The 26476-nt window shown below is 64.6% G+C and carries 26 protein-coding genes and 1 tRNA gene; 20 read left to right on the forward strand and 7 right to left on the reverse strand.

The features are described from left to right. Window positions 1–20 precede the first annotated feature (20 nt). From ACFC2Y_RS05915 to ACFC2Y_RS05925, 3 genes are all read left to right on the forward strand, one after another. Window positions 21–464, forward strand: a complete 444-nt coding sequence (locus ACFC2Y_RS05915) for a nitrate reductase cytochrome c-type subunit (RefSeq protein ID WP_375174173.1) — start codon at window positions 21–23, stop codon at window positions 462–464. An 18-nt stretch (window positions 465–482) separates the two neighbouring features. Then, window positions 483–1181, forward strand: a complete 699-nt coding sequence (locus ACFC2Y_RS05920; RefSeq protein WP_375174172.1) for a NapC/NirT family cytochrome c — start codon at window positions 483–485, stop codon at window positions 1179–1181. Between the two features lie 72 nt (window positions 1182–1253). Continuing rightward, window positions 1254–1520: a hypothetical protein gene (locus ACFC2Y_RS05925; protein WP_375174171.1), complete on the forward strand. Its 267-nt coding sequence runs from the start codon at window positions 1254–1256 to the stop codon at window positions 1518–1520. Between the two features lie 69 nt (window positions 1521–1589). On the opposite strand, the gene ACFC2Y_RS05930 is transcribed toward ACFC2Y_RS05925, so the two are convergent. Then, window positions 1590–1676: transfer RNA gene (locus ACFC2Y_RS05930), tRNA-Leu, on the reverse strand. A 154-nt stretch (window positions 1677–1830) separates the two neighbouring features. Here ACFC2Y_RS05930 and ACFC2Y_RS05935 point away from each other — a divergent pair. Then, complete coding sequence (locus ACFC2Y_RS05935) at window positions 1831–2814, forward strand: complex I NDUFA9 subunit family protein (RefSeq protein ID WP_375174170.1); 984 nt, start codon at window positions 1831–1833, stop codon at window positions 2812–2814. Window positions 2815–2823: 9 nt separating this feature from the next. Here ACFC2Y_RS05935 and ACFC2Y_RS05940 read toward each other — a convergent pair whose 3' ends face one another. Next, window positions 2824–3627, reverse strand: coding sequence for an undecaprenyl-diphosphate phosphatase (locus tag ACFC2Y_RS05940; RefSeq protein ID WP_375174169.1), 804 nt, complete (start codon window positions 3625–3627; stop codon window positions 2824–2826). Between the two features lie 231 nt (window positions 3628–3858). Here ACFC2Y_RS05940 and ACFC2Y_RS05945 point away from each other — a divergent pair, with 231 nt between their 5' ends. The 4 genes from ACFC2Y_RS05945 (at window position 3859) to ACFC2Y_RS05960 (ending at window position 10981) form a co-directional block, all read left to right on the forward strand. Further along, window positions 3859–5295 carry an NAD(P)-dependent oxidoreductase gene (locus tag ACFC2Y_RS05945; RefSeq protein WP_375174168.1) on the forward strand — a complete coding sequence of 479 codons (1437 nt, stop codon included), beginning with the start codon at window positions 3859–3861 and terminating at the stop codon, window positions 5293–5295. 120 nt (window positions 5296–5415) lie between these two features. Further along, window positions 5416–5856 carry a GFA family protein gene (locus tag ACFC2Y_RS05950; protein ID WP_375174167.1) on the forward strand — a complete coding sequence of 147 codons (441 nt, stop codon included), beginning with the start codon at window positions 5416–5418 and terminating at the stop codon, window positions 5854–5856. Between the two features lie 49 nt (window positions 5857–5905). Beyond that, the gene (gltB, locus tag ACFC2Y_RS05955; protein ID WP_375174166.1) at window positions 5906–10444 is read left to right on the forward strand and encodes a glutamate synthase large subunit; all 4539 of its coding nucleotides are present in this window, start codon (window positions 5906–5908) and stop codon (window positions 10442–10444) included. A 114-nt stretch (window positions 10445–10558) separates the two neighbouring features. After that, window positions 10559–10981, forward strand: a complete 423-nt coding sequence (locus tag ACFC2Y_RS05960; RefSeq protein WP_375174165.1) for a hypothetical protein — start codon at window positions 10559–10561, stop codon at window positions 10979–10981. A 44-nt stretch (window positions 10982–11025) separates the two neighbouring features. Here ACFC2Y_RS05960 and ACFC2Y_RS05965 read toward each other — a convergent pair whose 3' ends face one another. Further along, window positions 11026–11349, reverse strand: a complete 324-nt coding sequence (locus tag ACFC2Y_RS05965; protein WP_375174164.1) for a DUF4342 domain-containing protein — start codon at window positions 11347–11349, stop codon at window positions 11026–11028. A 170-nt stretch (window positions 11350–11519) separates the two neighbouring features. On the opposite strand from ACFC2Y_RS05965, the gene mtgA reads away from it, so the two are divergent. From mtgA to queG, 3 genes are all read left to right on the forward strand, one after another. Further along, window positions 11520–12248, forward strand: coding sequence for a monofunctional biosynthetic peptidoglycan transglycosylase (mtgA, locus tag ACFC2Y_RS05970; RefSeq protein ID WP_375174163.1), 729 nt, complete (start codon window positions 11520–11522; stop codon window positions 12246–12248). Between the two features lie 52 nt (window positions 12249–12300). Next, window positions 12301–12966, forward strand: coding sequence for a glutathione S-transferase family protein (locus ACFC2Y_RS05975; protein ID WP_375174162.1), 666 nt, complete (start codon window positions 12301–12303; stop codon window positions 12964–12966). Between the two features lie 71 nt (window positions 12967–13037). Further along, complete coding sequence (gene queG, locus ACFC2Y_RS05980; protein ID WP_375174161.1) at window positions 13038–14069, forward strand: tRNA epoxyqueuosine(34) reductase QueG; 1032 nt, start codon at window positions 13038–13040, stop codon at window positions 14067–14069. An 89-nt stretch (window positions 14070–14158) separates the two neighbouring features. Here queG and ACFC2Y_RS05985 read toward each other — a convergent pair whose 3' ends face one another. Beyond that, the gene (locus ACFC2Y_RS05985) at window positions 14159–14683 is read right to left on the reverse strand and encodes a hypothetical protein (RefSeq protein WP_375174160.1); all 525 of its coding nucleotides are present in this window, start codon (window positions 14681–14683) and stop codon (window positions 14159–14161) included. Window positions 14684–14864: 181 nt separating this feature from the next. Between ACFC2Y_RS05985 and msrB the strand changes: the two genes are divergently transcribed. Further along, a complete protein-coding gene (gene msrB / locus ACFC2Y_RS05990; RefSeq protein WP_375174159.1) occupies window positions 14865–15314 on the forward strand; it encodes a peptide-methionine (R)-S-oxide reductase MsrB in 450 nt (149 codons plus the stop codon). After that, window positions 15311–15817, forward strand: a complete 507-nt coding sequence (gene msrA / locus ACFC2Y_RS05995) for a peptide-methionine (S)-S-oxide reductase MsrA (protein WP_375174158.1) — start codon at window positions 15311–15313, stop codon at window positions 15815–15817. Before msrB ends, msrA begins: the two co-directional genes overlap by 4 nt. A gap of 162 nt (window positions 15818–15979) precedes the next feature. Here msrA and ACFC2Y_RS06000 read toward each other — a convergent pair whose 3' ends face one another. Together ACFC2Y_RS06000 and ACFC2Y_RS06005 are read right to left on the reverse strand one after the other, a co-directional pair. Then, window positions 15980–17593 (reverse strand): methyl-accepting chemotaxis protein, encoded by a 1614-nt coding sequence (locus ACFC2Y_RS06000; RefSeq protein ID WP_375174157.1) that lies wholly within the window; start codon window positions 17591–17593, stop codon window positions 15980–15982. Next, window positions 17590–17901, reverse strand: a complete 312-nt coding sequence (locus ACFC2Y_RS06005) for a hypothetical protein (RefSeq protein ID WP_375174156.1) — start codon at window positions 17899–17901, stop codon at window positions 17590–17592. The genes ACFC2Y_RS06000 and ACFC2Y_RS06005 overlap by 4 nt, the downstream gene beginning before the upstream one ends. Before the next feature lie 112 nt (window positions 17902–18013). Between ACFC2Y_RS06005 and ACFC2Y_RS06010 the strand changes: the two genes are divergently transcribed. The 5 genes from ACFC2Y_RS06010 to ACFC2Y_RS06030 all read left to right on the forward strand — a co-directional run bounded on the left by ACFC2Y_RS06010 (window position 18014) and on the right by ACFC2Y_RS06030 (window position 22510). Next, window positions 18014–18802, forward strand: a complete 789-nt coding sequence (locus ACFC2Y_RS06010) for an exodeoxyribonuclease III (protein WP_375174155.1) — start codon at window positions 18014–18016, stop codon at window positions 18800–18802. A 60-nt stretch (window positions 18803–18862) separates the two neighbouring features. Then, the gene (locus tag ACFC2Y_RS06015; RefSeq protein WP_375174154.1) at window positions 18863–20629 is read left to right on the forward strand and encodes a leucine-rich repeat domain-containing protein; all 1767 of its coding nucleotides are present in this window, start codon (window positions 18863–18865) and stop codon (window positions 20627–20629) included. Between the two features lie 83 nt (window positions 20630–20712). After that, window positions 20713–21642, forward strand: a complete 930-nt coding sequence (locus ACFC2Y_RS06020; RefSeq protein WP_375174153.1) for a tetratricopeptide repeat protein — start codon at window positions 20713–20715, stop codon at window positions 21640–21642. A gap of 26 nt (window positions 21643–21668) precedes the next feature. After that, the gene (locus ACFC2Y_RS06025; RefSeq protein ID WP_375174424.1) at window positions 21669–22325 is read left to right on the forward strand and encodes an LON peptidase substrate-binding domain-containing protein; all 657 of its coding nucleotides are present in this window, start codon (window positions 21669–21671) and stop codon (window positions 22323–22325) included. Continuing rightward, entirely contained in the window at window positions 22322–22510 is a 189-nt protein-coding gene (locus tag ACFC2Y_RS06030; RefSeq protein WP_375174152.1) for a Trm112 family protein, read from the forward strand. Before ACFC2Y_RS06025 ends, ACFC2Y_RS06030 begins: the two co-directional genes overlap by 4 nt. A gap of 53 nt (window positions 22511–22563) precedes the next feature. On the opposite strand, the gene ACFC2Y_RS06035 is transcribed toward ACFC2Y_RS06030, so the two are convergent. Next, window positions 22564–23778, reverse strand: a complete 1215-nt coding sequence (locus ACFC2Y_RS06035; protein WP_375174151.1) for a UbiH/UbiF/VisC/COQ6 family ubiquinone biosynthesis hydroxylase — start codon at window positions 23776–23778, stop codon at window positions 22564–22566. A gap of 77 nt (window positions 23779–23855) precedes the next feature. On the opposite strand from ACFC2Y_RS06035, the gene ACFC2Y_RS06040 reads away from it, so the two are divergent. Together ACFC2Y_RS06040 and ACFC2Y_RS06045 are read left to right on the forward strand one after the other, a co-directional pair. Next, the gene (locus ACFC2Y_RS06040; protein WP_375174150.1) at window positions 23856–25184 is read left to right on the forward strand and encodes an amidase; all 1329 of its coding nucleotides are present in this window, start codon (window positions 23856–23858) and stop codon (window positions 25182–25184) included. 108 nt (window positions 25185–25292) lie between these two features. Continuing rightward, window positions 25293–26468 (forward strand): aminotransferase class I/II-fold pyridoxal phosphate-dependent enzyme, encoded by a 1176-nt coding sequence (locus ACFC2Y_RS06045; protein WP_375174423.1) that lies wholly within the window; start codon window positions 25293–25295, stop codon window positions 26466–26468. The last annotated feature ends 8 nt before the right edge of the window (window positions 26469–26476 follow it).

Below are 26476 nucleotides of genomic sequence, written 5' to 3' on the forward strand. Positions count from 1 at the left end.
ATCAAGAAGGGAGAGCGCAGATGAAAACTCCGGTCCTTGCAGGAATAACCGCCCTGGCCATCACGACCTTCGTGGGTGGGCTGGCACTCGCCCAGTCCTCCGGCGAGGTCCGAAGCCTTCGCGGCCCCGACATCGGCAGCACCAATGTGGTGGACGATATCCACAAGCAGATGGAGGGGCGGTTCGTGCGCAACTATCGCCAGCAACCCCCCCTGGTTCCGCATTCCATCGACCAGTACCAGATGGACCTGCGCACCAACCAATGCCTCAGTTGCCATGACTGGACCGTCGCGGGCGATCGCGGGGCGCCGACCCTGTCGATGACCCACTACCTGGACCGAGAGGGCAACCAGCTGGACACCGTCGCCGGCACCCGCTGGTTCTGCAACCAGTGCCACGTCCCGCAGGCCAATGCGCCCGCGCTGGTCGACAACACGTTCGCCCCGTCGAACGCATCCAACTAAGGCCGGGGAGGCAAGACCATGGCGGATCCAAACGACACCAAGAAGGGCCCGATTCGCAGACTGTGGACCTGGTTCTGGAGCCCGATTTCCGTCCTCAGCGTGGGCTTTATCCTGATCGCGGGCTTCATCGCCGGCATCCTCTTCTGGGGCGGGTTCAACTGGTCGCTGGAACTCACCAACAACGAGGAATTCTGCGTCTCCTGCCACACGATGGAGACGAACATGGGCGAATACCGCGAGACCATTCACTACAACAACCACTCCGGCGTCCGTGCCACCTGCCCGGATTGCCACGTGCCGCATGAATGGCAGCACAAGGTGAAGGCCAAGATCATGGCGGTGAAGGACGTCTATCACGAGGTTCTGGGCACGATCTCCACCCCCGAGAAATACGAGGAACATCGGCTGGCCATGGCCTCCGCGGTCTGGAAGAAGATGAAGGCCTCCGACAGCCGTGAATGCCGCAACTGCCACGCCTTCGAATACATGGATTTCACCATCCAGGAGACCCGGGCGGCGGACAGCCACCAGAAGGCCATCGACGAGGGCATGACCTGCATCGACTGTCACCAGGGCATCGCGCATGAACTGGCCCCCGGCTATCTGGAGGAATACAAGCGCGTGTCCGACGAACTGGCCGCCAATTCGCCCGCGCAGAGGACAAAGCCCGTCGATCTCGCCGCAATCCGCTCCTACCTCGCGGCGGAGCGGGACTGACACCCCGGCGGTCCCCGCCTGCCGGGACCCGCCGCACCCGAAAAGAGTGCCAACCAGAAAGAAGGTCCTACCATGCTTGGTTTCCTAGATTTCCTCGGAACCGTTGGCGGCAATATCCTCAGCCTGCCCGGGATTGTCGGTGTCGGCCTGGGGATGATGACACGGAAGTGGACGCTCGCCGTGATCCTGGGCGTGCTGATCGGGATCATCGAAACGCTGCTCTTCAACGACTTCAACCTGGCCGGAACAAACGTCTATGACGCCGCGATCGCCATCGTGATCGGTGTCATGGCCAGCCTCGTCGGCTGCGCCATCCGACGCAAGGGCGCCACCGTCTGATCCCTCACGGGCCCTGGAAACAAGAAAGCCTCCGATCCCAATGGGTTCGGAGGCTTTTCTATCCACAGTTGGTGCCCAGAAGAGGACTCGAACCTCCACGGCCTTGCGGCCACTGGCACCTGAAGCCAGCGCGTCTACCAATTCCGCCATCTGGGCACGAAACTGCGTGAGGCCGCGATTTAGACCCCAAGGGGCGTGGTGTCAACGGCGATTTGCGGGTTTTTGACGCTGTTCGCCATATCGCCTTGCCCGGTCCGGTCGGGGGCGATAGGAACAGGGACAAGAGACGAAGGATCGCAGGGGTTTGCGCATGTCCAAACTTGTCACCATCTTCGGCGGATCGGGCTTCCTCGGGCGCTATGTCGCGCGCCGACTGGCCAAGGACGGCTGGCGCGTGCGCGTTGCCACGCGGCACCCGAACGACTCCATGTTCGTGCGCACCTATGGCGCGGTCGGCCAGGTAGAACCAATCTTCTGCAACATCCGCGACGACGCCTCGGTCCGGGCCGCCCTGACCGGGGCGGAGGCCGTGGTGAACTGCGTCGGCATCCTGTCGGAAAAGGGCAAGAACGGCTTTGACGCGGTTCAGGCCGAAGGCGCGGGCCGCATTGCCCGCCTTGCCGCCGCGGCCGGAATCAGCCGGATGGTCCAGATCTCTGCCATCGGGGCGGATGCGGACAGCGACAGCGCCTATTCCCGCACCAAGGCGGAGGGCGAGGCCAAGGTGCTGGAGCATATGCCCGGCGCGATGATCCTGCGCCCGTCGATCATGTTCGGGCCCGAGGATGAATTCTTCAACCGTTTCGCCGGGATGACCCGCTTCGGCCCCGTCCTGCCGATGGTCGGCGGCAACAGCCGGTTCCAGCCGGTTTATGTCGATGACGTGGCTGCGGTGGCCGAGATGGGCGTCAACGGCACGGCCGAGGGTGGCATCTACGAGCTGGGCGGACCCGAGGTCAGCACCTTCCGCGAGCTGATGGCCGAGATGCTGGACGTGATCCAGCGCCGTCGCGTGCTGGTGAACCTGCCATTCTGGATGGCCCGGCTGATGGCCTTTGGCCTCACCGCGATCCAGACCGTGACCGTCGGGATTTTCCACAACAACGTCCTGACCGCCGATCAGATCGTGAACCTGCGCAAGGACAATGTCGTGTCCGGCGATCACAAGGGGTTTGCCGATCTGGGCCTGACGCCGCTGGCGCCCGAGGCGATCCTGGAAAGCTACCTCTGGCGGTTCCGCCCATCGGGCCAGTACGCCGCGATCAAGGACTCGGCGAAGAACCTCAAGGTCTGAGCGCGGCGGTTACGGCCAGGCCCACCAGATCAGCCCGACCCCCAGAACGACCCGGTAGATGACGTAGGGCGTGAAGCTGACGCTGCGCAGCAGGCGCATCATCAGCGCCAGCGCCAGCAGGGCCGACAGGAAGGCCAGCGCCGTGGCAATCGCCAGGTCGCTCAGCTGGCCCAGGTCGCCCTCCTGCACCACGTCGAGGCCGAGCAGCGCCGCACTGGCCAGGATCACCGGGATCGACATCAGCATCGCGACCTTGGCCGCATCCGCCCGCGCATAGCCCAGGAAGCGCGCGCCGGTGATGGTGATCCCCGACCGCGACGTGCCCGGGATCAACGCCACCGCCTGCCAGAGCCCGAGCAGCCAAGCCTCGCGCAGGGTCCAGTCCTGCGCCTGTTTGACCTCCGCCCCGCGCTGATCCGCCCACCACAGCACCAGACCGAAGATCAGCATGGTCCAGCCGATCACGAAGGCAGAGCGCATCATGTCGATCGCGCCGGTGGCTTTCAGCGCAAAACCGACCACCACAGCCGGGATCGTCGCCACGATCAGCAGGAAGGCCAGACGCGCACCCGGCGTGTCCAACTTACCCCGGATCAGGCGCGGCAGGCCGACGACGGCCTCGGCCACGTCGCGCCAGAAATAGAGAATCACCGCGCCAAGCGTGCCGACGTGCACCGCGACATCCAGGGCCTGACCCTGATCTGCCAATGAAGTAAGCTCTGGCAGGAGAATCAGGTGCCCGGACGACGAAATCGGAAGGAATTCCGTGATCCCCTGGATGACTGCAAGCAGGATCAGTTGAAACAGGGGCATTTCTCACCTCGATTGGCCTGAGCCTGTGTTTAAGCCATTGATCGGATAAGGGAAGAGCCCAGTAAGGTACGGATCGGACCTTTATTCGCAGGAACCGGCCGTGTTTTCGGCCCCGGGCGGCAGGTGGTCGGAAATAAAGGTCAGCACGTATGACTTTTCTTTTCCGCGGCCATCGCTTATGAGACCGGAAGCAAGCACCAGCGAGACGCAAGCAAGAGCGAGGACTGCCGCGTGGCCAAGCAACCGATGCTGAAATTCGTCACCGTTGAGCGCGACATGCCGGAGAAGCGTGACGCCAAGGTACGGAATACGGATTTCGACGAGATTTATGCGGAGTACGCCGCAGCCAAGGCCGAAGAACAGGCCGCCCGCTGTTCCCAGTGCGGCGTGCCCTATTGTCAGAGCCATTGCCCGCTGCACAACAACATCCCCGACTGGCTGCGCCTGACCGCGACCGGACGCCTGGAAGAGGCCTATCAGGTCAGCCAGGCCACCAACACCTTTCCCGAGATCTGCGGCCGCATCTGCCCGCAGGATCGCCTGTGCGAAGGCAACTGCGTTATCGAACAGTCGGGCCATGGCACCGTGACCATCGGCGCTGTGGAGAAATATATCACCGACACGGCCTGGGAACAGGGCTGGGTCAAACCGGTGACCCCGGCGGTCGAGCGCGAGGAAAGCGTCGGCATCATCGGCGCGGGCCCCGGTGGCCTGGCCGCCGCCGACATGCTACGCCGCGCGGGCGTTCAGGTGACCGTCTATGACCGTTATGACCGTGGCGGCGGGCTGCTGACCTACGGCATCCCCGGCTTCAAGCTGGAGAAGGACGTCGTCATGCGGCGGATGGATCAGCTGGAGCAATCCGGTGTCGAATTCGTCATGAATTGCACCGTCGGCCAGGACATCTCCTTTGAGGAGATCCGCGGCAAACACGACAAAGTCATCATCGCAACAGGGGTTTACAAGACCCGCGAGTTGACTCAGCCCGGCTCCGACGCGGGCGGGATCGTGCGTGCAATTGACTACCTCACCGCCTCCAACAAGGTGTCGAACTTTGGCGACTCCGTGCCGGAGTATGAAAGCGGAGAGCTGAACGCCAAGGGCAAGAAGGTCGTCGTGGTCGGCGGCGGCGACACCGCGATGGACTGTGTGCGCACGGCGATCCGTCAGGGCGCGGAGTCGGTCAAATGCCTGTACCGCCGCGACCGGGCCAACATGCCGGGCAGCCAGCGCGAGGTCGCCAATGCGGAGGAAGAGGGCGTGGAATTCGTCTGGCTCTCCAACCCGCTGGATTTCTCGGGCGATGCCGTGTCGTCGATGACGATTCAGAAGATGCGCCTGGGCGCGCCGGACGCCTCCGGCCGCCAGTCGCCCGAACTGATCGAAGGCTCCGACTATGCGGAGGAGGCCGACCTCGTCATCAAGGCGCTCGGCTTCGAGCCCGAGGATCTGCCGACGCTCTGGGACCAGCCGGACCTGGCCGTGACCCGCTGGGGCACCATCCGGGCGGAGTTTGGCACCGGCAAGACCAGCCTCGATGGCGTCTATGCGATTGGCGACATCGTGCGCGGTGCCTCGCTTGTTGTCTGGGCGATCCGGGACGGGCGCGATTGCGTCGCCGCCCTGCTGGAGGACCTTACCGCGGCCAAGGCCGTGGCGGCGGAATAGGCCCCGAACGCAACGTCGGTATCACGTCGGTATTGCGTCGGTATTTTATCGGTGTCGGGACCGACGGCCCCGGAGCCACCCGGAAAGACCGTAAGCAGACCTGACCTTTTGGAGGCGGAGATGACAGATAAGACAGGACAATGCATGTGTGGCGCAGTGACATTCACCGCGACCGACGTTCCGTCGACCGCTTCGATCTGTCATTGCGAAATGTGCCGCCGCTGGACGGGATCGGCGCTGATCGGGGTCGACCTGCCGACGGCCGGCCTGACTTGGCACAACGAGGCGCAGATCGCCACGCTGCAATCCTCCGACTGGGCTGAACGCGCCTGGTGCCGACGCTGCGGCTCCGCGCTCTACTTCCATTTCACGCTGAACGAAGACATGGCCGCCTGGACCGAAGTTCCCATCGGTCTCTTCGACGATCCCTCGGCCTTCGAGATCACCAGCGAAATCTACATCGATGAAAAGCCGCACAGCTTTGCCTTCGAGGGCGCCGACCGGCGCAAGCAAATGACCCGGGCCGAGTGCGTCAAGAAATTCCCCGCTCTGGACTCCTGAGCCACCCCCAATTCCGCCCCCCGGGGCCCCGTTTCGAAAGGAACCGCACATGACCAAATACGATGCCGCATGGGTCGCCGCCGAAGAGGCGAAGCGCAAGTGGATGGCCGAGAACGGCATGTATTCCGAAACCGAGGAGCATTCCTCCTGCGGGGTCGGCCTCGTCGTGTCGATTGACGGCAAGAAGAGCCGCAAGGTGGTCGAGGCGGGGATCAAGGCGCTGAAGGCGATCTGGCACCGGGGTGCTGTGGATGCCGACGGCAAGACGGGCGACGGCGCGGGCATCCATGTGCAGATCCCGGTGCCCTTCTTCTACGACCAGATCAAGCGCACCGGCCATGAGCCGCGCGAGAAGGAACTGATGGCCGTTGGCCAGGTCTTCCTGCCGCGCACCGATTTCGGCGCGCAGGAGGTCTGCCGGACCATCGTGGAATCCGAAGTGCTGCGCATGGGCTATTACATCTACGGCTGGCGTCATGTGCCCGTCGATGTGACCTGCCTGGGCGAGAAGGCCAACGCCACCCGGCCGGAGATCGAGCAAATCCTCATCTCCAACTCCAAGGGCGTGGACGAGGAGACCTTTGAACGCGAGCTTTACGTCATCCGCCGCCGGATCGAGAAGGCCGCCGCCGCCGCCCATGTCGAAGGGCTCTATATCGCGTCGCTGTCCTGCCGCTCGATCATCTACAAGGGCATGATGCTGGCCGAGCAGGTCGCGGTCTTCTACCCCGATCTGCAGGACGACCGGTTCGAGAGCGCCTTTGCCGTCTATCACCAGCGCTATTCCACCAACACCTTCCCGCAGTGGTGGCTGGCGCAGCCCTTCCGCATGCTGGCGCATAACGGCGAGATCAACACGATCAAGGGCAACATCAACTGGATGAAAAGCCACGAGATCCGCATGGCCAGCGGCACGTTCGGGGACCTTGCCGAAGACATCAAGCCGATCATCCCGTCGGGCTCGTCGGACAGTGCCGCGCTGGATGCGGTGTTCGAGGTTCTGGTGCGCGCCGGTCGCTCTGCCCCCATGGCGAAGACCATGCTGGTGCCGGAGTCCTGGTCCAAGCAGGCCATCGAACTGCCGCAGGCCTGGCGCGACATGTATTCCTACTGCAACGGCGTGATGGAACCCTGGGATGGCCCGGCCGCCCTGGCCATGACCGACGGTCGTTGGGTCTGCGGCGGTCTGGACCGCAACGGGCTGCGCCCCATGCGCTATGTCGTGACCGGGGACAACCTGCTGATCGCGGGGTCGGAGGCCGGCATGGTCCCGACCAACGAAGGCACGGTGCGCGAAAAGGGCGCGCTTGGCCCGGGCCAGATGATTGCCGTCGATATGAAAGAGGGCAAGCTTTACCACGACGTTGACATCAAGGACAAACTCGCCGCCTCCCAACCATTCGGCGAATGGGTCGGCAAGATCACCGACCTGGAGGAGGAGCTGTCGCGCGTCGAAGAGACACCCCTTTTCGAAGGCGATGAACTGCGCAAGCGTCAGATCGCGGCGGGCTACACGATCGAGGAGATCGAGGGCGTCCTCATGCCCATGGCCGAGGACGGGAAGGAGGCGCTGGCCTCCATGGGCGACGACACGCCCTCTGCGGTGCTGTCGAACAAGTACCGGCCGCTGTCGCATTTCTTCCGTCAGAACTTCTCGCAGGTGACGAACCCGCCGATCGACAGCCTGCGCGAATTCCGCGTCATGTCGCTGAAGACGCGGTTCGGGAACCTGAAGAACGTGCTCGACGAAAGCTCCGCCCAGACGGAGATCTTCGTGCTGGACAGCCCCTTTGTCGGCAATGCGCAGTTCGAGGAGCTGCGGACCCATTTCAACGCCGGTCTGTCGGAGATCGACTGTACCTTCCCCGTTGACGGCGGGCCGGACGCCCTGCGCGCCGCGCTGAACCGCATCCGGGCGGAGGCCGAGGAGGCCGTGCGCTCCGGCGGGGGTCACATCATACTGACGGATCACCAGCAGGGGCCGGACAAGGTGCCGATGCCGATGATCCTCGCGACCTCGGCGGTGCATTCCTGGCTGACGCAGAAGGGCCTGCGGACGTTCTGTTCGCTTGGGGTCCGGTCGGCCGAATGTATCGACCCGCATTATTTCGCGGTTCTGATCGGCTGTGGCGCGACCATCGTGAACCCCTACCTCGCCGAGGACACGCTGGCCGACCGCATCGCGCGCGGCCTGCTGGACATGACCCTGACAGAGGCCGTCGCCGCCTACCGCGAGGCCATCGACCAGGGCATGCTCAAGATCATGTCCAAGATGGGCATTTCGGTGGTGTCCTCCTATCGCGGCGGGTTGAACTTCGAGGCCGTGGGCCTCAGCCGCGCGATGGTTGCGGAATTCTTCCCCGGCATGACCTCGCGCATCTCCGGCATCGGGGTCTGGGGCATCCAGAAGAAAGTCGCGGACATTCACCAGAAGGGCTGGCTGTCGGGTCTCGACGTCCTCCCGATCGGTGGTTTCTACAAGGCGCGGAAATCCGGCGAAACCCACGCCTGGGAAGCGCAGACGATGCATATGATGCAGACGGCCTGTAACCGCGCCTCGTATGAGATCTGGAAGCAGTACAGCGCCCGGATGCAGGCGAACCCGCCGATCCACCTGCGCGACCTGCTGGCGATCAAGCCGCTTGGCAACCCGGTCCCGCTGGAAGAGGTCGAATCCATCACCTCGATCCGCAAACGGTTCGTGACGCCGGGCATGTCGCTTGGTGCTCTCAGCCCCGAAGCGCACAAGCTTCTGAACGTCGCGATGAACCGCATCGGGGCGAAGTCCGACTCGGGCGAGGGCGGTGAGGATCCGGCACATTTCGTGCCCGAACCCAACGGCGACAACCCCTCGGCAAAGATCAAGCAGGTGGCCTCGGGCCGGTTCGGCGTGACAGCCGAATACCTGAACCAGTGCGAAGAGCTGGAGATCAAGGTCGCCCAGGGCGCCAAGCCCGGCGAGGGCGGCCAGCTGCCCGGCATGAAGGTCACCGACCTGATCGCCCGTCTGCGTCACTCGACCAAGGGCGTGACGCTGATCTCCCCTCCGCCGCACCACGACATCTACTCGATCGAGGATCTGGCGCAGCTGATCTACGACCTGAAGCAGATCAACCCGACCGTGAAGGTGACCGTCAAACTGGTGGCCTCCTCTGGCGTCGGCACGATTGCGGCGGGCGTGGCAAAGGCGAAGGCGGACATCATCCTGATTTCGGGTCACAACGGCGGCACGGGTGCCTCCCCGGGCACGTCCATCAAGTTCGCAGGTCTCCCGTGGGAGATGGGCCTGACCGAGGCGCATCAGGTCTTGGCGATGAACCACCTGCGCGACCGCGTCACCCTGCGCACCGACGGCGGATTGCGCACCGGGCGTGACATCGTCATGGCCGCGATGATGGGGGCCGAGGAATACGGCATCGGGACAGCGGCTCTGATCGCCATGGGCTGTATCATGGTGCGTCAGTGCCAGTCGAACACCTGCCCCGTCGGCGTCTGTACTCAGGACCCTGCGCTGCGTGAAAAGTTCACCGGCACGGCCGACAAGGTTGTGAACCTGATCACCTTCTATGCGCAGGAAGTGCGGGAAATCCTCGCCTCCATCGGCGCGCGGTCGCTGGACGAGGTCATCGGCCGCGCCGACCTGCTGAGCCAGGTCAGCCGTGGCGCGGATCACCTGGATGATCTGGACCTCAACCCGCTGCTGATCACGGTCGATGGATCGAAGAACATCGTCTACAACCGCGACAAGCCGCGCAACCCGGTGCCGGATACGCTGGACGTTGAAATCGTGCGCGACGCCGCCCGGTTCCTGAAGGATGGCGAGAAGATGCAGCTGAGCTACGCGGTGCAGAACACGCACCGTTCGGTCGGCACGCGGACAGCGTCGCACATCGTGCAGAACTTCGGCATGCGCAACGCCTTCCAGCCGGACCACCTGACGGTCAAACTGTCGGGCTCCGCCGGTCAGTCCCTGGGTGCCTTTGCCGCCCCGGGCCTGAAGATCGAGGTCATGGGCGAGGCCAACGACTATGTTGGCAAGGGGCTGTCGGGCGGCACCGTGGTGGTGCGCCCGCCGATGGAAAGCCCGCTGGTCGCGTCGGAAAACACGATCATCGGCAACACGGTGCTGTATGGGGCCACCGACGGCTACCTCTTTGCCGCCGGCCGCGCGGGCGAGCGGTTTGCCGTCCGCAACTCCGGCGCGAAGGTGGTGATCGAGGGCTGCGGCTCGAACGGTTGCGAATACATGACCGGCGGCGTCGCGGTGATCCTCGGCTCCATCGGGCCGAACTTTGGCGCGGGCATGACCGGCGGGATGGCGTACCTTTACGATCCCGAGGGCAAGGCGCATGATATGATGAACATGGAAACGCTGGTCACCTGCCCGGTCACGGTCGAGCACTGGGTCGATCAGCTCAAGGGCCTGATCCAGCGCCACGTCGAGGAAACTGGCAGCCGCAAGGCCGTCGACATCCTCCAGAACTGGGATATCGAGAAGGGCAATTTCCTTCAGATCTGCCCGAAGGAGATGCTGGTCCACATCCCGCATCCGCTGACGATCGAGGACAAGGCCGTCCCGGCGGAGTGATCGGACCCGGAACCTTGAGAAGCCCCGCCTCGGTGGGGCTTTTCCGTTACCACCTCGCGCCCACCCCCGATTTCGCGTTACCTGTGGCAGACCAGACGGCGCCACGGACCGATCATGCAGCTGCTATATGAACACCGATCCCCCCCGCGGACAGGGCGCAAGGTTGCCCTGATCATCACCGGGGCCCTGATGGTCGTCGCCCTGCTGATCTTTCCGCCGGAGGGGCTGGTCACCACCTGGTCGCTTTGGGCGTTGGCCTGTGCGCTGCAGCTGGCCGGGGTCGGGCTGCTGGCCCTGCCGCCGGTCATCCACCTCTGGATCACGCGGCGGGAGATCATCATTCACCCGACAGGCCCGGTCCGGCGCCTTCCCATTCAGCATATCCACGACATGGAGCTGTCCGGTACGGAGGAAGACCCGGTCCTGACCCTGCATCTGCGCAATGGCGAAGAGCTGGACCTGTCAGACTGGACGGACAATGTGCCGGAGGTCATGGCCCTGCTCGCCCAACTTGGCGTGGCACGGCGCGACGCATAAGGACCGGCACGGGGCCGGGCCTTGGCAGTCTCGGGGTCGGGGGTTCAGGCCGTGGGGCTCTCCGGATCATCGGCGGCAACGGGGGCCTCTGACGGCGCGTCCTCCTCGCGTTCGACCACGATCTTCACCTTGGTCACCAGCCCGGCCACCACACCGATGATCGCCAGCCAGGGCGCCACGAGCGTCACCGCACCGCCCGCCACGACGCCGACGGTCAGGGGCATTTCCAGCCGGAAATCGCCGTCCTCGTCCGTCAGGGTCAGATGGCGCACATTGCCCTCATGGATCAGCTCCTTGATCTTGTCGATCAGGGCCGCGCCACTGATGTGGAAGTCTTCCGTCTTGGTATTCGTCTTCGAGTCGGTCATTGTCACTCACCTCATTGGCCGACCCTCGGGTCGGGTTCCGGGACAGTCTCAAGTCGACCGCGCGCGTTCTGTTAGGTATGTGGAAAGGGCCAGCCGCCCTTTCAAGAGGGTATGTGAAAAAGATTAACATTGCGGCGCGGCGAGGCAGGGCGGCAGATAGCAGGGGTGCGATGGCACGTCGGACGAGCAGAAAACCAACCAGACGGCGCGCGGCCAGTTCGCGCCCGCAGCCGCTGCGCTGGCTGCGCCGGTGGCTGTTCCGCCTGATCCTGCTGAGCGCGGGGATCATCCTGTTCGCCACCGGCATCTACACGATCGTCAATCCGATCACCGGCATCTACATGAAGAGCGAGGAGCTGCGCCTCGGCTCCATCGACCAGGAATGGGTGGATTTCGACGCCATCGCCCCGGTCATGGCGCGGTCGGTCGTGGCGGCCGAGGATGCGAATTTCTGCACGCACTGGGGGTTCGACATGGCAGCCATCCGCACCGCGATCGAGGCGGGCGGCAATCGCGGGGCCTCCACCCTGACGCAGCAGGTGGTCAAGAACACCTACCTCTGGCACGGACGCACCTGGACCCGGAAGGCGTTGGAGGCGCTGATGACCCCGGTTGTCGAACTGGTCTGGTCCAAGCAGCGCATTCTTGAGGTCTACCTGAACATGGCCGAATTCGACGAAGGCGTCTTTGGTGTGGATGCGGCGGCCCATCACTATTTCGGCATCGGGCCGGATCAGCTTTCCGATCGGCAGGCCGCGCTGCTGGCCGCCGTCCTGCCCTCGCCCAAGCAGAGGTCGGCCAGCAGGCCGAACGAGTTTGTCCGCCGCCGCGCAAATGCCATCATGGATGGGGCCGCGACGATCCGCGCGGATGGCCGCGCAGCCTGCTTCGAGGATTGAACTTCCCCCGCGCAAGAGGCTAAGTCAGCAGAGTCCCTTTTAAAGATTGATCATGCTGACCCTGTACCACGTTCCCCTGTCCCCCTTTTGTCGCAAGGTGCGACTCTCGCTAGGCGAGAAGCGGCTGGAATGCCAGCTGGTGGAGGAACGATACTGGGAACGCGAGACCGATTTCCTGCGCCGCAACCCGGCCGGCAAGGTCCCCGTGCTCAAGGTCGAGGGGCGCTTCCTGTCGGAAAGCGCCGCTATTTGCGAATGGATCGAGGAGGTCTATCCCGACCCGCCGCTGATGCCCCAGCGCCCCGAGGAACGGGCCGAGGTCCGCCGTCTGGTCGGCTGGTTCGATGACAAGTTCCACCGCGAGGTCACCTCGAACCTGCTGTATGAGCGGGTCAACAAGAAGCTGATGAAACAGGGCTACCCGGAAAGCCGGAACATCAAGACCGGGGCGCAGAAGGTCAAGTTTCACCTCGACTACATGACCTGGCTGCTGGATCATCGCCGCTGGCTGGCCGGCAACAGCCTGAGCCTCGCCGATTTCGCCGCCGCCGCGCATCTGTCCTGCCTCGACTATATCTCGGACGTGGACTGGAACCGGTCGCAGAATGTCCGGGACTGGTACGCCAAGATCAAGTCCCGCCCGGCCTTCCGGTCGGTTCTGGCCGATGTGGTGCCGGGCTTCCCGCCGCCCAGCCATTACGCGGACCTGGATTTCTGATAGCCTCAGACGGGGGCGCTGCCCCCGGGGCGCGGTCGCGCCTCCCCCGGGATATTTGGGGCAAAAAGAACATGACCGATCTGAAAAACAGACTTGTCGACCAGGCCCTGGCAGAGGGGTTCGATGCCGCGCGCATCTGCCGCCCCTGGGACATCCCCCAAGCCCCGGAGCGGCTGAAGCATTTTCTCGAGGCGGGCTATCACGGGCAGATGGGCTGGATGGAAAGCCGTGCCACGTGGCGCGCCGATCCCGCCGCCCTCTGGCCCGAGGCGCGGTCGGTGATCATGCTGGCGGAAAACTACGGGCCGGAGGAAGACCCCCTCGCCCTGCTCGACCGGCCGGATCGCGGGGCGATTTCCGTCTATGCGCGCAATCGCGACTATCACGATGTGGTCAAGAAGCGCCTCAAGCGGCTGGCGCGCTGGTTGCTGGCGGAGGCGGGCGATGGCGAGGTGAAGGTCTTTGTGGATACCGCGCCGGTGATGGAGAAACCCCTGGGCCATGCGGCCGGTCTGGGCTGGCAGGGCAAACACACCAATCTTGTCAACCGCGAGCTGGGCAGCTGGTTTTTCCTGGGCGCGATCTTTACCACCCTCGATCTGGCCCCGGACGCGTCGGAGGTGGATCACTGCGGCTCCTGCCGCCGGTGCCTGGATATCTGCCCGACCAATGCCTTTCCCGCGCCCTATCAGCTGGATGCGCGGCGCTGCATCTCCTACCTGACGATCGAACATGACGGGCCGGTGGACGAGGCGTTGCGCCCCGGGCTGGGCAATCGGATCTACGGCTGTGACGATTGCTTGGCCGTCTGCCCCTGGAACAAGTTTGCCGGTGTCGCACGGGAGGCGAAATATCACGCGCGCGAGGACCTGACCGCCCCCCGGCTGGCGGAACTGGCGACGCTGGACGATACGGGGTTTCGTCAGATGTTCAGCGGCTCGCCGATCAAGCGGATCGGGCGGAACCGGTTCCTGCGCAATGTCTTGTATGCCATCGGCAACAGCGCCGATCCGACGCTGCGCGAGGTGGCCGCTCCGCATCTGGGCGATCCTGACCCTGTGGTGGCGGAGGCCGCAGCCTGGGCGCTGAAGCAATTGGATTGAATGAAATAAAAAAAACCCAGGGCGCGTGGGGAGGGGGCGCCCTGGGTTTCAATCTTCAACGGTCTATTAAGCAGACCGTGGAAGGGGGGTTACGAGTCGGCGTCAACCACGAGGGTCAGACCGCCATCCGCACGGGTGTAGGCCGCGACGACGTCTTCCTCGCTGTAGCCTTCGTCGGTGAGCGCGGTGCTCACCATGGTGTTGGCGACAATGGCTGCACGCATTTCGGCGGCTTCATCGTCTTCCCATGCGACGACCGTGTCGTTCATAGGCGCGAAGATGATCTGCTGCGGATCATTCATTTCGTTGATGTCCAGGGCTTCGGCCACATCGGTGGTTTCGAAGCTGGTCGGAACACCGGCGGTATCGAGGGTCGAGTCCACGGCGGTCGCGGAATTGTCGCCTGCCTCAGCCGAGTTCGTGGTTTCTGCAGATTCGGCGCGCGGAACTTCCTCGGTATAGGTTTCGACGGAATTCACGGAATCAGATTCCACCGCGCGGGACGTTTCGAGCGACTGCGGGACAGACTCTGTTGTCTTGGTCTCGGCGATCGCGGCTGTGGACATCCCTGCGATCAGGGCGGCGATGCTGATAAGTTTGGTTTCGGTACGCATTGTTATGCTCCTCTCGTTTCTTCAGCTTGGCCGTCTTGGCGTCGCTGGTGACTGAGGGATGAACGCCGCCCGAGCCGAAGTCGTTCCATTTTCTCAAATAATCGTCATATCGTGATCCGGATATGTGGTTGTAACGTAGGCGCCGCGCTTCATATTTGACGTGACACAAGTGGAGAGTGACATGCCCAGCTATCACAAGGATCCCGACGCCATCGCGCGCCTCAGCCCCGAAGAATACTGGGTGACGCAGGAAAGCGGTACGGAACGGCCGGGCACCGGGGCGCTGCTGAACGAAAAGCGCGCGGGCCTGTTTGTCGACATCGTTTCCGGCGAGCCGCTATTCGCCTCGGCGGACAAATATGACAGCGGCTGCGGCTGGCCCAGCTTTACCAAGCCGATCGACCAGACCCATATCACCGAATTGCGCGACACGTCTCACGGGATGGTCCGGGTCGAGGTCCGCTCGACCCATGGGGACAGCCATCTGGGCCATGTCTTTCCCGATGGCCCGACTGATCGCGGCGGGCTGCGCTATTGCATCAATTCCGCCTCGCTCCGCTTCATCCCGAAGGAGGAGATGGAGGCCGAGGGCTATGGCGCCTATCTCGACCAAGTGGAGGATATCAGATGACAGAAGAGCGCGCTGTTCTGGCCGGGGGGTGTTTCTGGGGCATGCAGGACCTGATCCGCAAACTTCCCGGCGTCACCCGCACCCGTGTGGGATACACCGGCGGCGACGTGCCGAACGCCACCTATCGCAATCACGGCACCCATGCGGAGGGGATCGAAATCTTCTTCGATCCGGAGAAGATCTCCTATCGCAGCCTGCTTGAGGTCTTCTTCCAGATCCACGATCCGACCACGCTGAACCGCCAGGGAAATGACATCGGCCTCAGCTATCGCTCGGCGATCTATTATGTCGACGAGGAGCAGCGGCGGATTGCCGAGGACACCATCGCCGATGTGAACGCCTCGGGCCTCTGGCCCGGGCCGGCTGTGACGGAGCTGGAGCCCGTTGGTGATTTCTGGGAGGCCGAGCCGGAGCATCAGGACTATCTGGAGCGTATTCCGAACGGCTATACCTGCCACTTCCCCCGTCCCGACTGGGTCCTGCCCCGCCGGGCGGCGGAGTAAGGCCGGGGGTCAGACGCCAGACAGTGCTGTACCGCGCCTCGCTTTACGCACTCCGGGTAGGTAGCCAGGCCGGATGCCGGGTCTGGTGCCGCCTTTGGCGCGAGACATTGCGCCCCGTCTGATGTCTGGCGTGGCGTCTACCCTGGCGCCCGTCGCCGCACCTCAGAATTCCGTCCAGCTGCCGCCCCGATCCTCTGTGACTGCGGGTCCGTTGGCCACCTGGCGCACTTGTGGGATGGGCACGGGGTGCTCTGGCTGGGTCCGCGGGCGCGCGTTGCCGATGTGAAACCGGCTGACCGCGCTGTTGAGCGCCGTGGCCTCGTTCGAGAGCGAGACACTGGCGGCGGAGGTTTCTTCGAACATGGCGGCGTTCTGCTGCGTGACCATGTCCAGCTCCTGCATTGTGCCCTCGATGGCGGAGATCGTCGTCGCCTGCTCTTCGGCGGAGCCGGCGATGGCCGCGATATGGGAGGCAACTTCGGAGACTGATCCGGTGATCTTGGTCAGCGCCGCGCCGGTATCGCGGACCAGTGCCACGCCGTTTCCGACATGGCTGTTGCTGGCCTCGATCAGCTCCTTGATCTCGCGGGCGGAGTCCGAGGATCGCGCGGCCAGTGCCCGCACTTCCGTAGCGACAACGGAAAAACCGCGCCCATTCTCGCCCGCGCGGGCGGCCTCCACCCCGGCGTTCAAGGCCAGCAGATTGGTCTGAAAGGCAATCTCGTCGATCACTTCGGTGATCCGCGAAATCGCCTGCGAGGACTGCTCGATCGCCGTCATCGCCTCGGTCGCGCGGCTGACCACGGCGCCGGATTCGCTCGCATGGGTTCCCGCCTCGGCGACCACGCGCTTGGCGTCTACCGCCGCATCGGCGGAGGCGCGCACGGCGGCCGAGATTTCATGCATGGCCGCCACGGCCTCCTCCAGGCTGGCAGCCTGGCGTTCGGTCCGGGTGGCCAGATCGTTGGAGGCAGCCGAGATCGACTGACTTTCGGATGAGACGAGGGCGGCGTTTTCGGTTACGATGGCCACGGTGCTGCGCAATTCCTCAATTGCCGTGTTGAAATCGGCGCGCAGCTGTTCGTTCTCCGGCCCCAGGCTGTCCTCGATCTGGACGGTCAGGTCGCGCGCCGCCAACCGCCGCGCGGCCGCCTGCATTTGGTGGACGATCGCCTGCTGCGCCTCGAGGATCTGCCGCCGCTGCGCCGCTTCGGCCTCCGCATCCTGGTGGGCGACCGCATGGGTTCGGGCGATTTCACCATCCAGCACCCTGCGCTGGCGTATGGCGGCATAGAGCACCCCGGCCTCGACCATCAGGATCACGCCGTGCAGCGCCGTCCGTTGCAGATTGCCCAGCAGATCGGCCGTAGGGTAGATCAGCCCGGGCAGGACCAGCGACAGGATCGCGTGGTGCAGGGCGATGATCCCGGCGCAGGCGAGGATGACCTGCCGATCCGCCATCGTCATGGTGACCGCCAGAAGCGCGAAGAAGAGCATGTGACTGTCGATCTGCCAGCCATGCCCAGAAAGCGCGGCGGTAAAAGCCATGGCCTGCGCGATCAGGCCGAAGGCGGCAAGGATCCGCGCGCCGACACCGGCGCCAAGCGATCCGACATGCCCGACAGCGGCTGCGACCGTGCCGAAGATCAGGACCGGCAGCACCGGTGCGCTGACCAGCAACGCCGTGAGCGGGGCGAGCGGCACCAGCGCCCAACTGGCCAGGACGATCCGTTTCTTGGCCTGGACCTGCGCCGCCTTGAATGATGTTTCCGTCATGTGACCTCCCATCCGCAGAGGGCCGAAACGGCCGCCCCGTCCAGAACCAGCCAAGCCCCTGCGGACCCCAGCCTGGCGTGAAAGTCCGCGCCCCCGGACATTGCGAGATGCCCCAGTATCCCCCGCACCGGGCCGACCGGCCGACCGCCCGCCGCGGCGATGACATCCTGCGCGTCCCGCCAGGGCGGCACGACGACCAACAGCAGGTCCCCCGCCGACCCGCGCGCAGACACCAGCGGCAGCACCGGCCCCGCCAGGACGAGGGCGGATCCCATGACCCAGGCCAGTATGACGCGCCAGTCGTTCATCCCCCCGCCTTAGCGGCCGAAACTTTCCACCCAGTTAAGGCGCCGGGCCAAATCGGGGCTTACCCCCGCGCCGCACCGTGTTAGGCAGGGGCCGATCACAGAGGAGACCCTCATGCCCTTCACCCTTGCTACCTGGAACATCAACTCCGTCCGCCTGCGCGAACCGCTGGTTCTGCGCCTGCTGGAGGAGGAGAGCCCCGATATCCTCTGCCTTCAGGAGTGCAAGTCGCCCGTGGACAAGATCCCGGTGGAGGGCTTCCGCGCCCTTGGCTACACGCACATGATCGCGCGCGGTCAGAAGGGCTACAACGGTGTCGCGATCCTGTCGAAACTGCCCATCGAGGATGTCGGCGACAAGGATTTCGCCGCCCTCGGCCATGCCCGTCATATCGCCGGGCGGCTGGAGAACGGCGTGACCATCCACAATTTCTACGTCCCGGCCGGCGGCGACAAACCCGACCGCGAGATCAATGTGAAGTTCGGCCAGAAGCTCGACTATCTGACGGAGATGCGCGATTGGTTCCATGGCGAGAAACCGGAAAAGGCGATCCTCGTCGGCGACCTGAACATCGCCCCGCGGGAGGATGACGTCTGGGATCACAAGAAACTGCTCAAGATCGTCTCGCACACCCCGGTGGAGGTCGATCACCTGGGCGCGGTGCAGGACGCGGGCCAATGGGTCGACATTACCCGGCAGGACATTCCCCAGGGCAACCTCTATTCCTGGTGGTCCTACCGCTCCCCCGACTGGGACGCGGCGGACAAGGGGCGGCGCCTGGATCACGTCTGGGCAACGCCGGATATCTCCAACGCCGGCCACGGATCGCGCGTATTGCGGCATGTGCGGGGGTATGAGCAGCCGTCGGACCACGCGCCGGTGTTTGCGACGTTTGATTTGTGAGGGGTTGCTGCCTGACGCTTTGTCGCGTCTTCTTGGGAGAGGAACAGGGGACGCAGCGGGATGACGGCAGCGGAAGAGGCCTATGAACGGGCCAAGCGAGCGATTGAAGAGGCGGCCGAGACCGGGGCTACTAACCTGAGCTTTGATCGGCAAGAATTTTTTGATCTGGAGGCGATTCCTCCCGAAATCGGTGAGCTGACCGCGCTGCGATCCCTCCGCCTGGACGACACGCAGGTCTCAGACATCGGCCCCATCAGGGGGCTGACCGCGCTGGAATCCCTCACCCTCGACAACACACAGGTCTTCGACATCGACCCCGTTCGGCAGATGAGCTCGCTGGCGTACCTTGGCCTCAGCAATACGCAGGTCTCCGACATCAACCCCATCCGGGCGTTGACTGCACTGGCAATCCTGACCCTCGACCAAACACCGATCTTCGACATCGACCCCATCCGGGGGCTGACTGCGCTAGAAGCCCTTTACCTCGACAACACACAGGTCTCCGACATCGACCCCATCCGCAACTTAATCTCACTGAGATCACTATTCCTCAGCATGACGCAGGTCTCCGACCTTGACCCCCTCCGGGGGTTGACTAAGCTGGAAACTCTCACCTTCAGAATCTCGCAGGTCTCCGACATTGAGCCCATCCGTGGGCTGACTGCGCTGGAATACCTTGCCCTCGACAACACGCAAGTCTCCGACATCGACCCCATCCGGGGGTTAACCGCACTGGAATACCTCGATCTCGACAATACGCCAGTTTCCGATCTAAGGCCGCTGAAGGGTATTGTCAGACTTGCCGATGCGCCAGATCACGGCGGGCTCACCTTCAAAGGCATTGCTGCCACCCGTCATGACCCAAAACTTGCCGAGATCGCCGAGATCGAGGACAACGCCGAACGGGCCCGAACGCTCTTTGGCTATCTCAAGGATTGGGAACCACCCAAATCCGGAAATTTCGACCCTGACCCCCTTGCCCCGGTCGACCTGATCGACGACCGCCTTGAGGTCGCGCGCTCCTCCCCCGCGGAGGCGGAGCGGGAAGAACAGTTGAAACAGGTGCTGCACGAGAGGTTGCGCACCAATGCCGCTGCGCTGTCCCAAGCTGCGGGCAACCGGTTCTTTCGCCTCGCCGCACGGTCGAGATCACTTGTGACGCAGGTTGACCGCGATTTCGCTGATCTGGACATGCTGACGCTTCACCTTGCGGTCGAAGACCTCAGAGCCATGGCTCGTTTGGGCAAGGAGGAAGAGGACGGAGAGGGTTTTCCGCCCGAAGTGATCGTGCCGCTGGAAGATGTCATCAAGGACGGCCCGGGCCTGACGCTCGGCAATGATGCGGTTGATCTGTTGGTCGAGCGGATCAATCGCCAGCGAGGAGAGCCGCCGCCTGAGGACGCACCGGAGCAGGAAGACCTCAGTACCGTGATATCGAAGGGCGGACCGGCCATTGGCCCCAATCTTCAGGCTGTAGAGGAAACGGTGGCCGAGGGGCGGACTGCGGAAGCCCGCGAAGTCCGTAAAGCCGTGAACCGCAATGTACTTTGGCGGATAGCGACGGTGGTGAGGGTCTTGGCTAAACAACCGGTGGTGCGGACATCGGCCAAGCAAGTAGGATTTGTTGCGGGCGCTGCCGTTAGCTCCCAAGAACTCGCGCCACCGATCTGGCAGTTCATCCTGACCAACTGGGATCTGCTTCACACGGTCGGAATGCTATATGGCGCAGAGTTCTATCAGTGGTTCGCAGGCGCTCTGGCCGATCTCGGGCAAGCGAAGGGTCTTAGCGCGCCTCGGCGCGAGGGTCGGGACGAGTCCAATAGCTGACCGCTTGGAATCACGCGCGCCGAAGTCCATATAGGGGCCAGCCATAGCAGAGACCCTTCTGCGGACCGACGAACGAGGATACCATGATCGAACTGGGCGGCGCACAGCAATCCCCCGCAGGCGACCTGATCAAGGACGTCACCGAGGAAACCTTCATGGCCGACGTGGTCGACGCCTCCAACGAGGTGCCGGTGATCGTCGACTTCTGGGCCACCTGGTGCGGTCCCTGCAAGACGCTCGGGCCGATGCTGGAGAAGGCCGTGACCGCAGCCAAGGGCGCGGTGAAGATGGCCAAGATCGACGTTGATCAGAACCAGCGGCTGGCCCAGGCGCTGGCACAGCAGGGCCTGCCGCTGCAATCCATTCCCACGGTCGTCGCCTTCGTGAAGGGGCGTCCGGTGGATCTGTTCCAGGGGGCCGTGCCCGCCTCCGAAATCGACGCCTTCATCAAGCGCGCGATCGAGGCGAGCGGCGGCGATGCCTCCGGCGGGCTGGACGAAGCGGTCGAGGCCGCCGAGGAGATGCTGGAACAGGGTGCCGCCGCCGACGCGGCCGAAACCTTTGCCGCCATCCTGCAGGAAGAGCCCAACCACGCCCGCGCCTATGCCGGGCTGGTCAAGAGCTACATCGCCCTCGATCAGGTCGATCAGGCCGAGGCGGTGCTGAACGGCGCCCCCGCCGAGATCAGCAAGACGCCCGAACTGGACGCGGCCCATGCCCAGATCCAGCTGGCCCGGCAGGCCGCGAACGCGGGCCCCGTGGCCGAACTTCAGGCGCAGGTGGAGGCGGAGCCCGACAATCATCAGGCGCGTTTCGACCTGGCGCAGGCGCTGCAGGCCAGCGGCGATACGGCGGGCGCGGTCGATCAGCTTCTGGACCTTTTCCGCCGGGATCGCGAGTGGAACGATGCCGCGGCGAAGACGCAGCTTCTGACCATTTTCGACGCGCTTGACGCCAAGGATCCGATCGCCCTGACCGGGCGCAGAAAACTCAGCTCGATGATATTTGCCTGACCGGTCGGCGGCGCTAGATGTCGCTCATGATCCGCGCCTCCGATCTCCCTGACGTTATCCCCGTCTTCCCGCTTCCCGGGGCGCTTCTGCTGCCCCGGGCGCGATTGCCCCTGCATATCTTCGAGCCGCGCTACCTGGCGCTGCTGGATGATGTGCTCAAGACGCCGGATCGCATGATCGGCATGGTGCAGCCCGATCCCAACCCCAAGGCGCAGGCCCCGGTGGACGGCCCCGCCCTGCATCGCATCGGCTGCGCCGGGCGGCTGACCCAGTTCTCCGAAACCGAGGACGGGCGCTATTTCGTCACCCTTGCCGGGGCCGCGCGGTTCCGCATCACCGAGGAGGTCCGCGGCTTCACCCCCTATCGCCGCGCCGCCGTCTCCTGGACCGGGTTCGAGGGCGATCTGGGCCAGACGGAACAGGACCCAGGGTTCGACCGCGAAGCCTTCCTCGACCTGCTGTCCCGCTATCTCGTCGCGAAATCGCTGGATACCGACTGGGACAGCCTGAAGGAGGCCGAGGACGAGATGCTGATCAACTCGCTCTCCATGCTTCTGGCTTTCGAACCGGAGGACAAGCAGGCGCTGCTGGAGGCCCCCTCGCTGTCGACGCGGCGGGAAACCCTTGTCACGCTGATCGAATATGCCCTACGGGGGGGCGATGACACGGGGATCATGCAATGACCGAACAGACAGAGCCGCTCTTCGACCGCCACATGCTGGAGGCCCTGATCTGCCCCCGCACTCAGACCACCCTGCGCTATGACGCCGAGGCGCATGAACTGATTTCGGAAAGCGCCCGGCTGGCCTTCCCGATCCGCAACGGCATCCCGGTGATGCTGGTCGACGAGGCGCGGGCGCTGGACTGAAGTGGATGGGCATAGGGCGGGGTTTCACCCCGCCGCCCGCCTGCCCGCCGAATTTATCTCATCAGGTCCGGCAATTCGCCGGTCAGTCCGGCCGCCTCGCGGATGAAGCCGCGCCGCAGCCCGGGCATCGCGTTGATCGCCCCCATGCCGATGTCCCGCGCCGCGCGCAGCAGCGGGTTGTCGGACGAAAAGAGCTTGTTCGACATATCCGTCGCCAGCGCCAGCGAGGCCGTGTCGAAGCGCCGCCATTCCTGGTAGCGTCGCAGCACCGGCAGGGCGCCGATATCTTCGCCCCGCGCCCGCGCCTCGCCCAGCACCTGCGCCAGTGCGCCGATGTCGCGCAGCCCGGCGTTCAGACCCTGTCCGGCGATCGGGTGCATGCCGTGCGCCGCATCCCCGACCAGTGCCAGCCGCTCCGCCACGAACTCAGTCGCGACGGTCAGGTTCAGCGGATAGGAGAACCGTTTCCCGGCCAGGCTGATCTCGCCCAGGAAATCCCCGAACCGGGGGCGCAGCACCTCGAGGTATCCCGCGTCATCCAGCCCCTGTATCTCCGCCGCGCGCGTGGTGGATTCCGTCCAGACGATCGAACTGCGGTTGCCCGGCAGGGGCAGGATGGCCAGCGGCCCGGGCGGCATGAAGAACTGATGCGCGACGCCGCCATGGGGCCTCTCATGTTCGATTGCGCAGACCAGCGCGGTCTGGCCGTAGTCCCATCCCGTCCGCTTGATCCCGGCCCGCTCTGCCGTGCCACTGCGCCGCCCGTCGCAGCCGATCAGCACCGCCCCGGTCATCTCTCGCCCCGACGCCAGGGTGATCCGCACCCCGCCCGGCTCCGCCGTCTGGGCGACGACTGTCTCGCCATTGATCAGGGTGATCCGGTCGCTCTGCTCCATCGCCTCCATCAGGCCGCGACGCAGGTAGCGATCCTCGATCATGTGGCCCATGGGGCCTTCCTCGATCTCGGCGTGGTCGAAATGCAGGAAGAAGGGCGACGGCGCCTCGCCCGCGCGCCCGTCCGTCACCTTGATCTCCAGCATCGGCTGGCTGTGGTCGGACACCCGGTCCCAGACCCCGATCCGGCGCAACAGCCGGACGGAGGCCAGAGCCAGCGCATAGCCCCGCCCGTCGAAATCTTCCTCCACCCGAGTCGCCGCAGGCAGGGCGTCGATCACGGTCACGCGCAGCCCCGACAGGGCCAGGGCAAGCGCCGTGGCCGGGCCGTTCAGCCCGCCGCCGACGATCAGGATATCGCTGTCATGCTCCATGGGGGAAATATGGTCGAAGTCACAGGATTGTCCATGCGCCCCGCTGCCGCTACCGTCACGAAAACGGAGGGCGGATCATGGATGAATGGCGATGGATGAGCGCGGCGGACCTGGGTCGCGGGATCGGCGCGGGCGGCATCGACCCGGTGGAGCTGACCGAGGTCTATCTCGACGCCATCGACAGCCATAAGTACCGCGACCGGATCTATGCCCGCGTCACCGCCAAACGCGCCCGGGCCGAGGCCAGGGCAGCCTCGGACCGCGCCAGGGCCGGGACGCGAAAATCGCTGCTGGATGGCGTGCCGATTTCCTGGAAGGATCTTTTCGACACGGCCGGTGTGGCAACCGAATCGGGCTCTGCCCTTCTTGCCGGGCGCACACCGGATCGGGATGCCCGTGTCCTCGCCACCGCTACCGCCTTTGGCCTGGTCTGCCTGGGCAAGACGCATATGTCGGAATTGGCCTTCTCCGGCATCGGCATCAACCCAGTCACCGCCACGCCGCCGAACCGCCATGACCCAGCGCTGGTCCCCGGCGGATCGTCGTCCGGCGCGGCGGCCTCCGTCGCCTTTGGCCTGGCAGCGGCGGGGATCGGCAGCGATACCGGCGGCTCCGTCCGCCTCCCCTCCGCCTGGAATGACCTTGTCGGGCTCAAAACCACCTCGGGTCGCCTGTCGCTGGACGGGGTTGTGCCCCTCTGCCCCAGCTTCGACACCATCGGCCCCCTCTGCCGCACGGTGGAGGACGCCGCCCTGCTGACCGCCCTGATGGAGGATGGCACTGCCCCAGACCTGCGTCATGCAGACCTCAAGGGGTGCCGCCTTGCCGCGCTGGAAACCGCCGTGCTGGACAACCTGCGCGACGCGCCGCGCGCCGCCTATCTCGCGGCGCTGGATCGGCTCCGCGCCGCCGGGGCCACGATCGAGAAACTAGCCGTGCCCGAGATCAAGGAGGCGCTCTCCACCGCGCCGGTTGTCTTTGCGGGAGAGGCCTATGGCCTGTGGCGCGACCAGATCGAGGGCGCCCCGGACAAGATGTTTTCCGAGATCCGCGACCGCTTCCGGGGCGGGCGCGATTTCTCCGCCCCCGAATTCGCCGCCGCCTGGCAGAAGATCCACAAGGCCCGCGCCATCTGGGCCGAACGGGCCGCCGGGTTCGACGCCGTGCTGTCCCCGACCGCCCCCATCCTGCCCCCGAACGCCGAGCGGATGCTGGCGGATCAAGACTATTACAAGGCGGAAAACCTGCTGGCGCTGCAGAACACCCGGGTCGGAAACATGATGGGCCTCTCTGCCCTGACATTGCCGACCGGCACCCCCTCCTGCGGCCTGATGCTCATGGGGAAACCCCTTGGCGAGGAAGCCCTTTTGCGGGTTGGCGCGGCGGCGGAAAAAGCTTTGGCGTAAATGCCACATACCCCCTGCCGGATGGGTTCACCTCTGGACGCAGACACCACATTTGGATAGGCTTATCCCAAACGGGGCGTGAATGATCCCGATCCAGAGGCAGTCCAGATGTTTCCCGAGCGGTTTTCGAACCTTCCGGCCTATGCGTTCCCGCGCCTTCGTGCGCTGTTGGATAGCCATGCGCCCGGCGGTTCCGTCGTCAACATGACAATCGGCGAACCCAAGCACCCTTTTCCGGAGTGGGTGCCGCAGGTGCTGGCCGAGAATGTCGACGGGTTTGCCGTCTATCCCCCGAATGACGGCTCGCCCGAACTGCTGGACGCCATTTCCGCCTGGATCGGCCGCCGCTATGGCGCCACCGTCGGGCCGGAGCGGATCATGACGCTGAACGGATCGCGCGAGGGGCTTTATAACGCCGCTGTCGCGCTGCTGCCGGAGAGCAAGGCGGGCAAACAGCCGACGGTGCTGATCCCCAATCCCTTCTATCAGGTCTACATGATCGGCGCGCTGTCGGCCGGGGCGGAGCCGGTCTTTGTCCCCGCCCTGCGCCAGACCGGGTTCCTGCCCGATTTCGGCTCTGTTCCGGCGGAAAAGCTGGATCGCGCCACCGCCGCCTACATCTGTTCCCCGGCCAATCCGCAGGGGTCGGTCGCCGACCGCGCCTATTGGAAGGAGCTGATCACCCTCGCCGAAAAGCACGATTTCACCATATTCAGTGACGAATGCTATTCGGAGATCTACCGCGACACACCCCCGACCGGGGTGTTGGAGGTGGCCGAGGAGATGGGCGCCGATCCTGAGCGGGTCGTGATCTTCCAATCGCTCTCCAAGCGTTCCAACATGCCCGGCCTGCGCTCCGGCTTTGTCGCCGCGGGCCCCGAAAGCACCAAGCGTCTGCGCCAGCACCGCGCCTATTCCGGCGCACCGCTGCCCCTGCCGCTGCAACGGGTGGCCGAAAAGCTCTGGGCGGACGAGGACCACGTGGTGACCAACCGCACCCTCTATCAGGAGAAATTCGCCGAGGCCGACCGCATTCTCGACGGCGTGCCCGGCTATCAGGGGCCGGAGGGGGGATTTTTCCTCTGGCTGCCCGTGGAGGACGGTGAACAGGCTGCGCTGGACCTCTGGACAAAGACCGGGATCCGGGTTCTGCCCGGCGCTTACCTCGCCCGTGACGTGGCAGGCGAAAACCCTGGAAAACCCTTTATCAGGGTCGCAATGGTGACCCCAAAAGAAGAGATGGCGCAGGCATTGATCACCCTGCGAAACCATCTTTACCAGTGAGGACGAGG

This window comes from Pseudooceanicola sp. (assembly GCF_041987405.1).
GTDB lineage: Bacteria > Pseudomonadota > Alphaproteobacteria > Rhodobacterales > Rhodobacteraceae > Pseudooceanicola.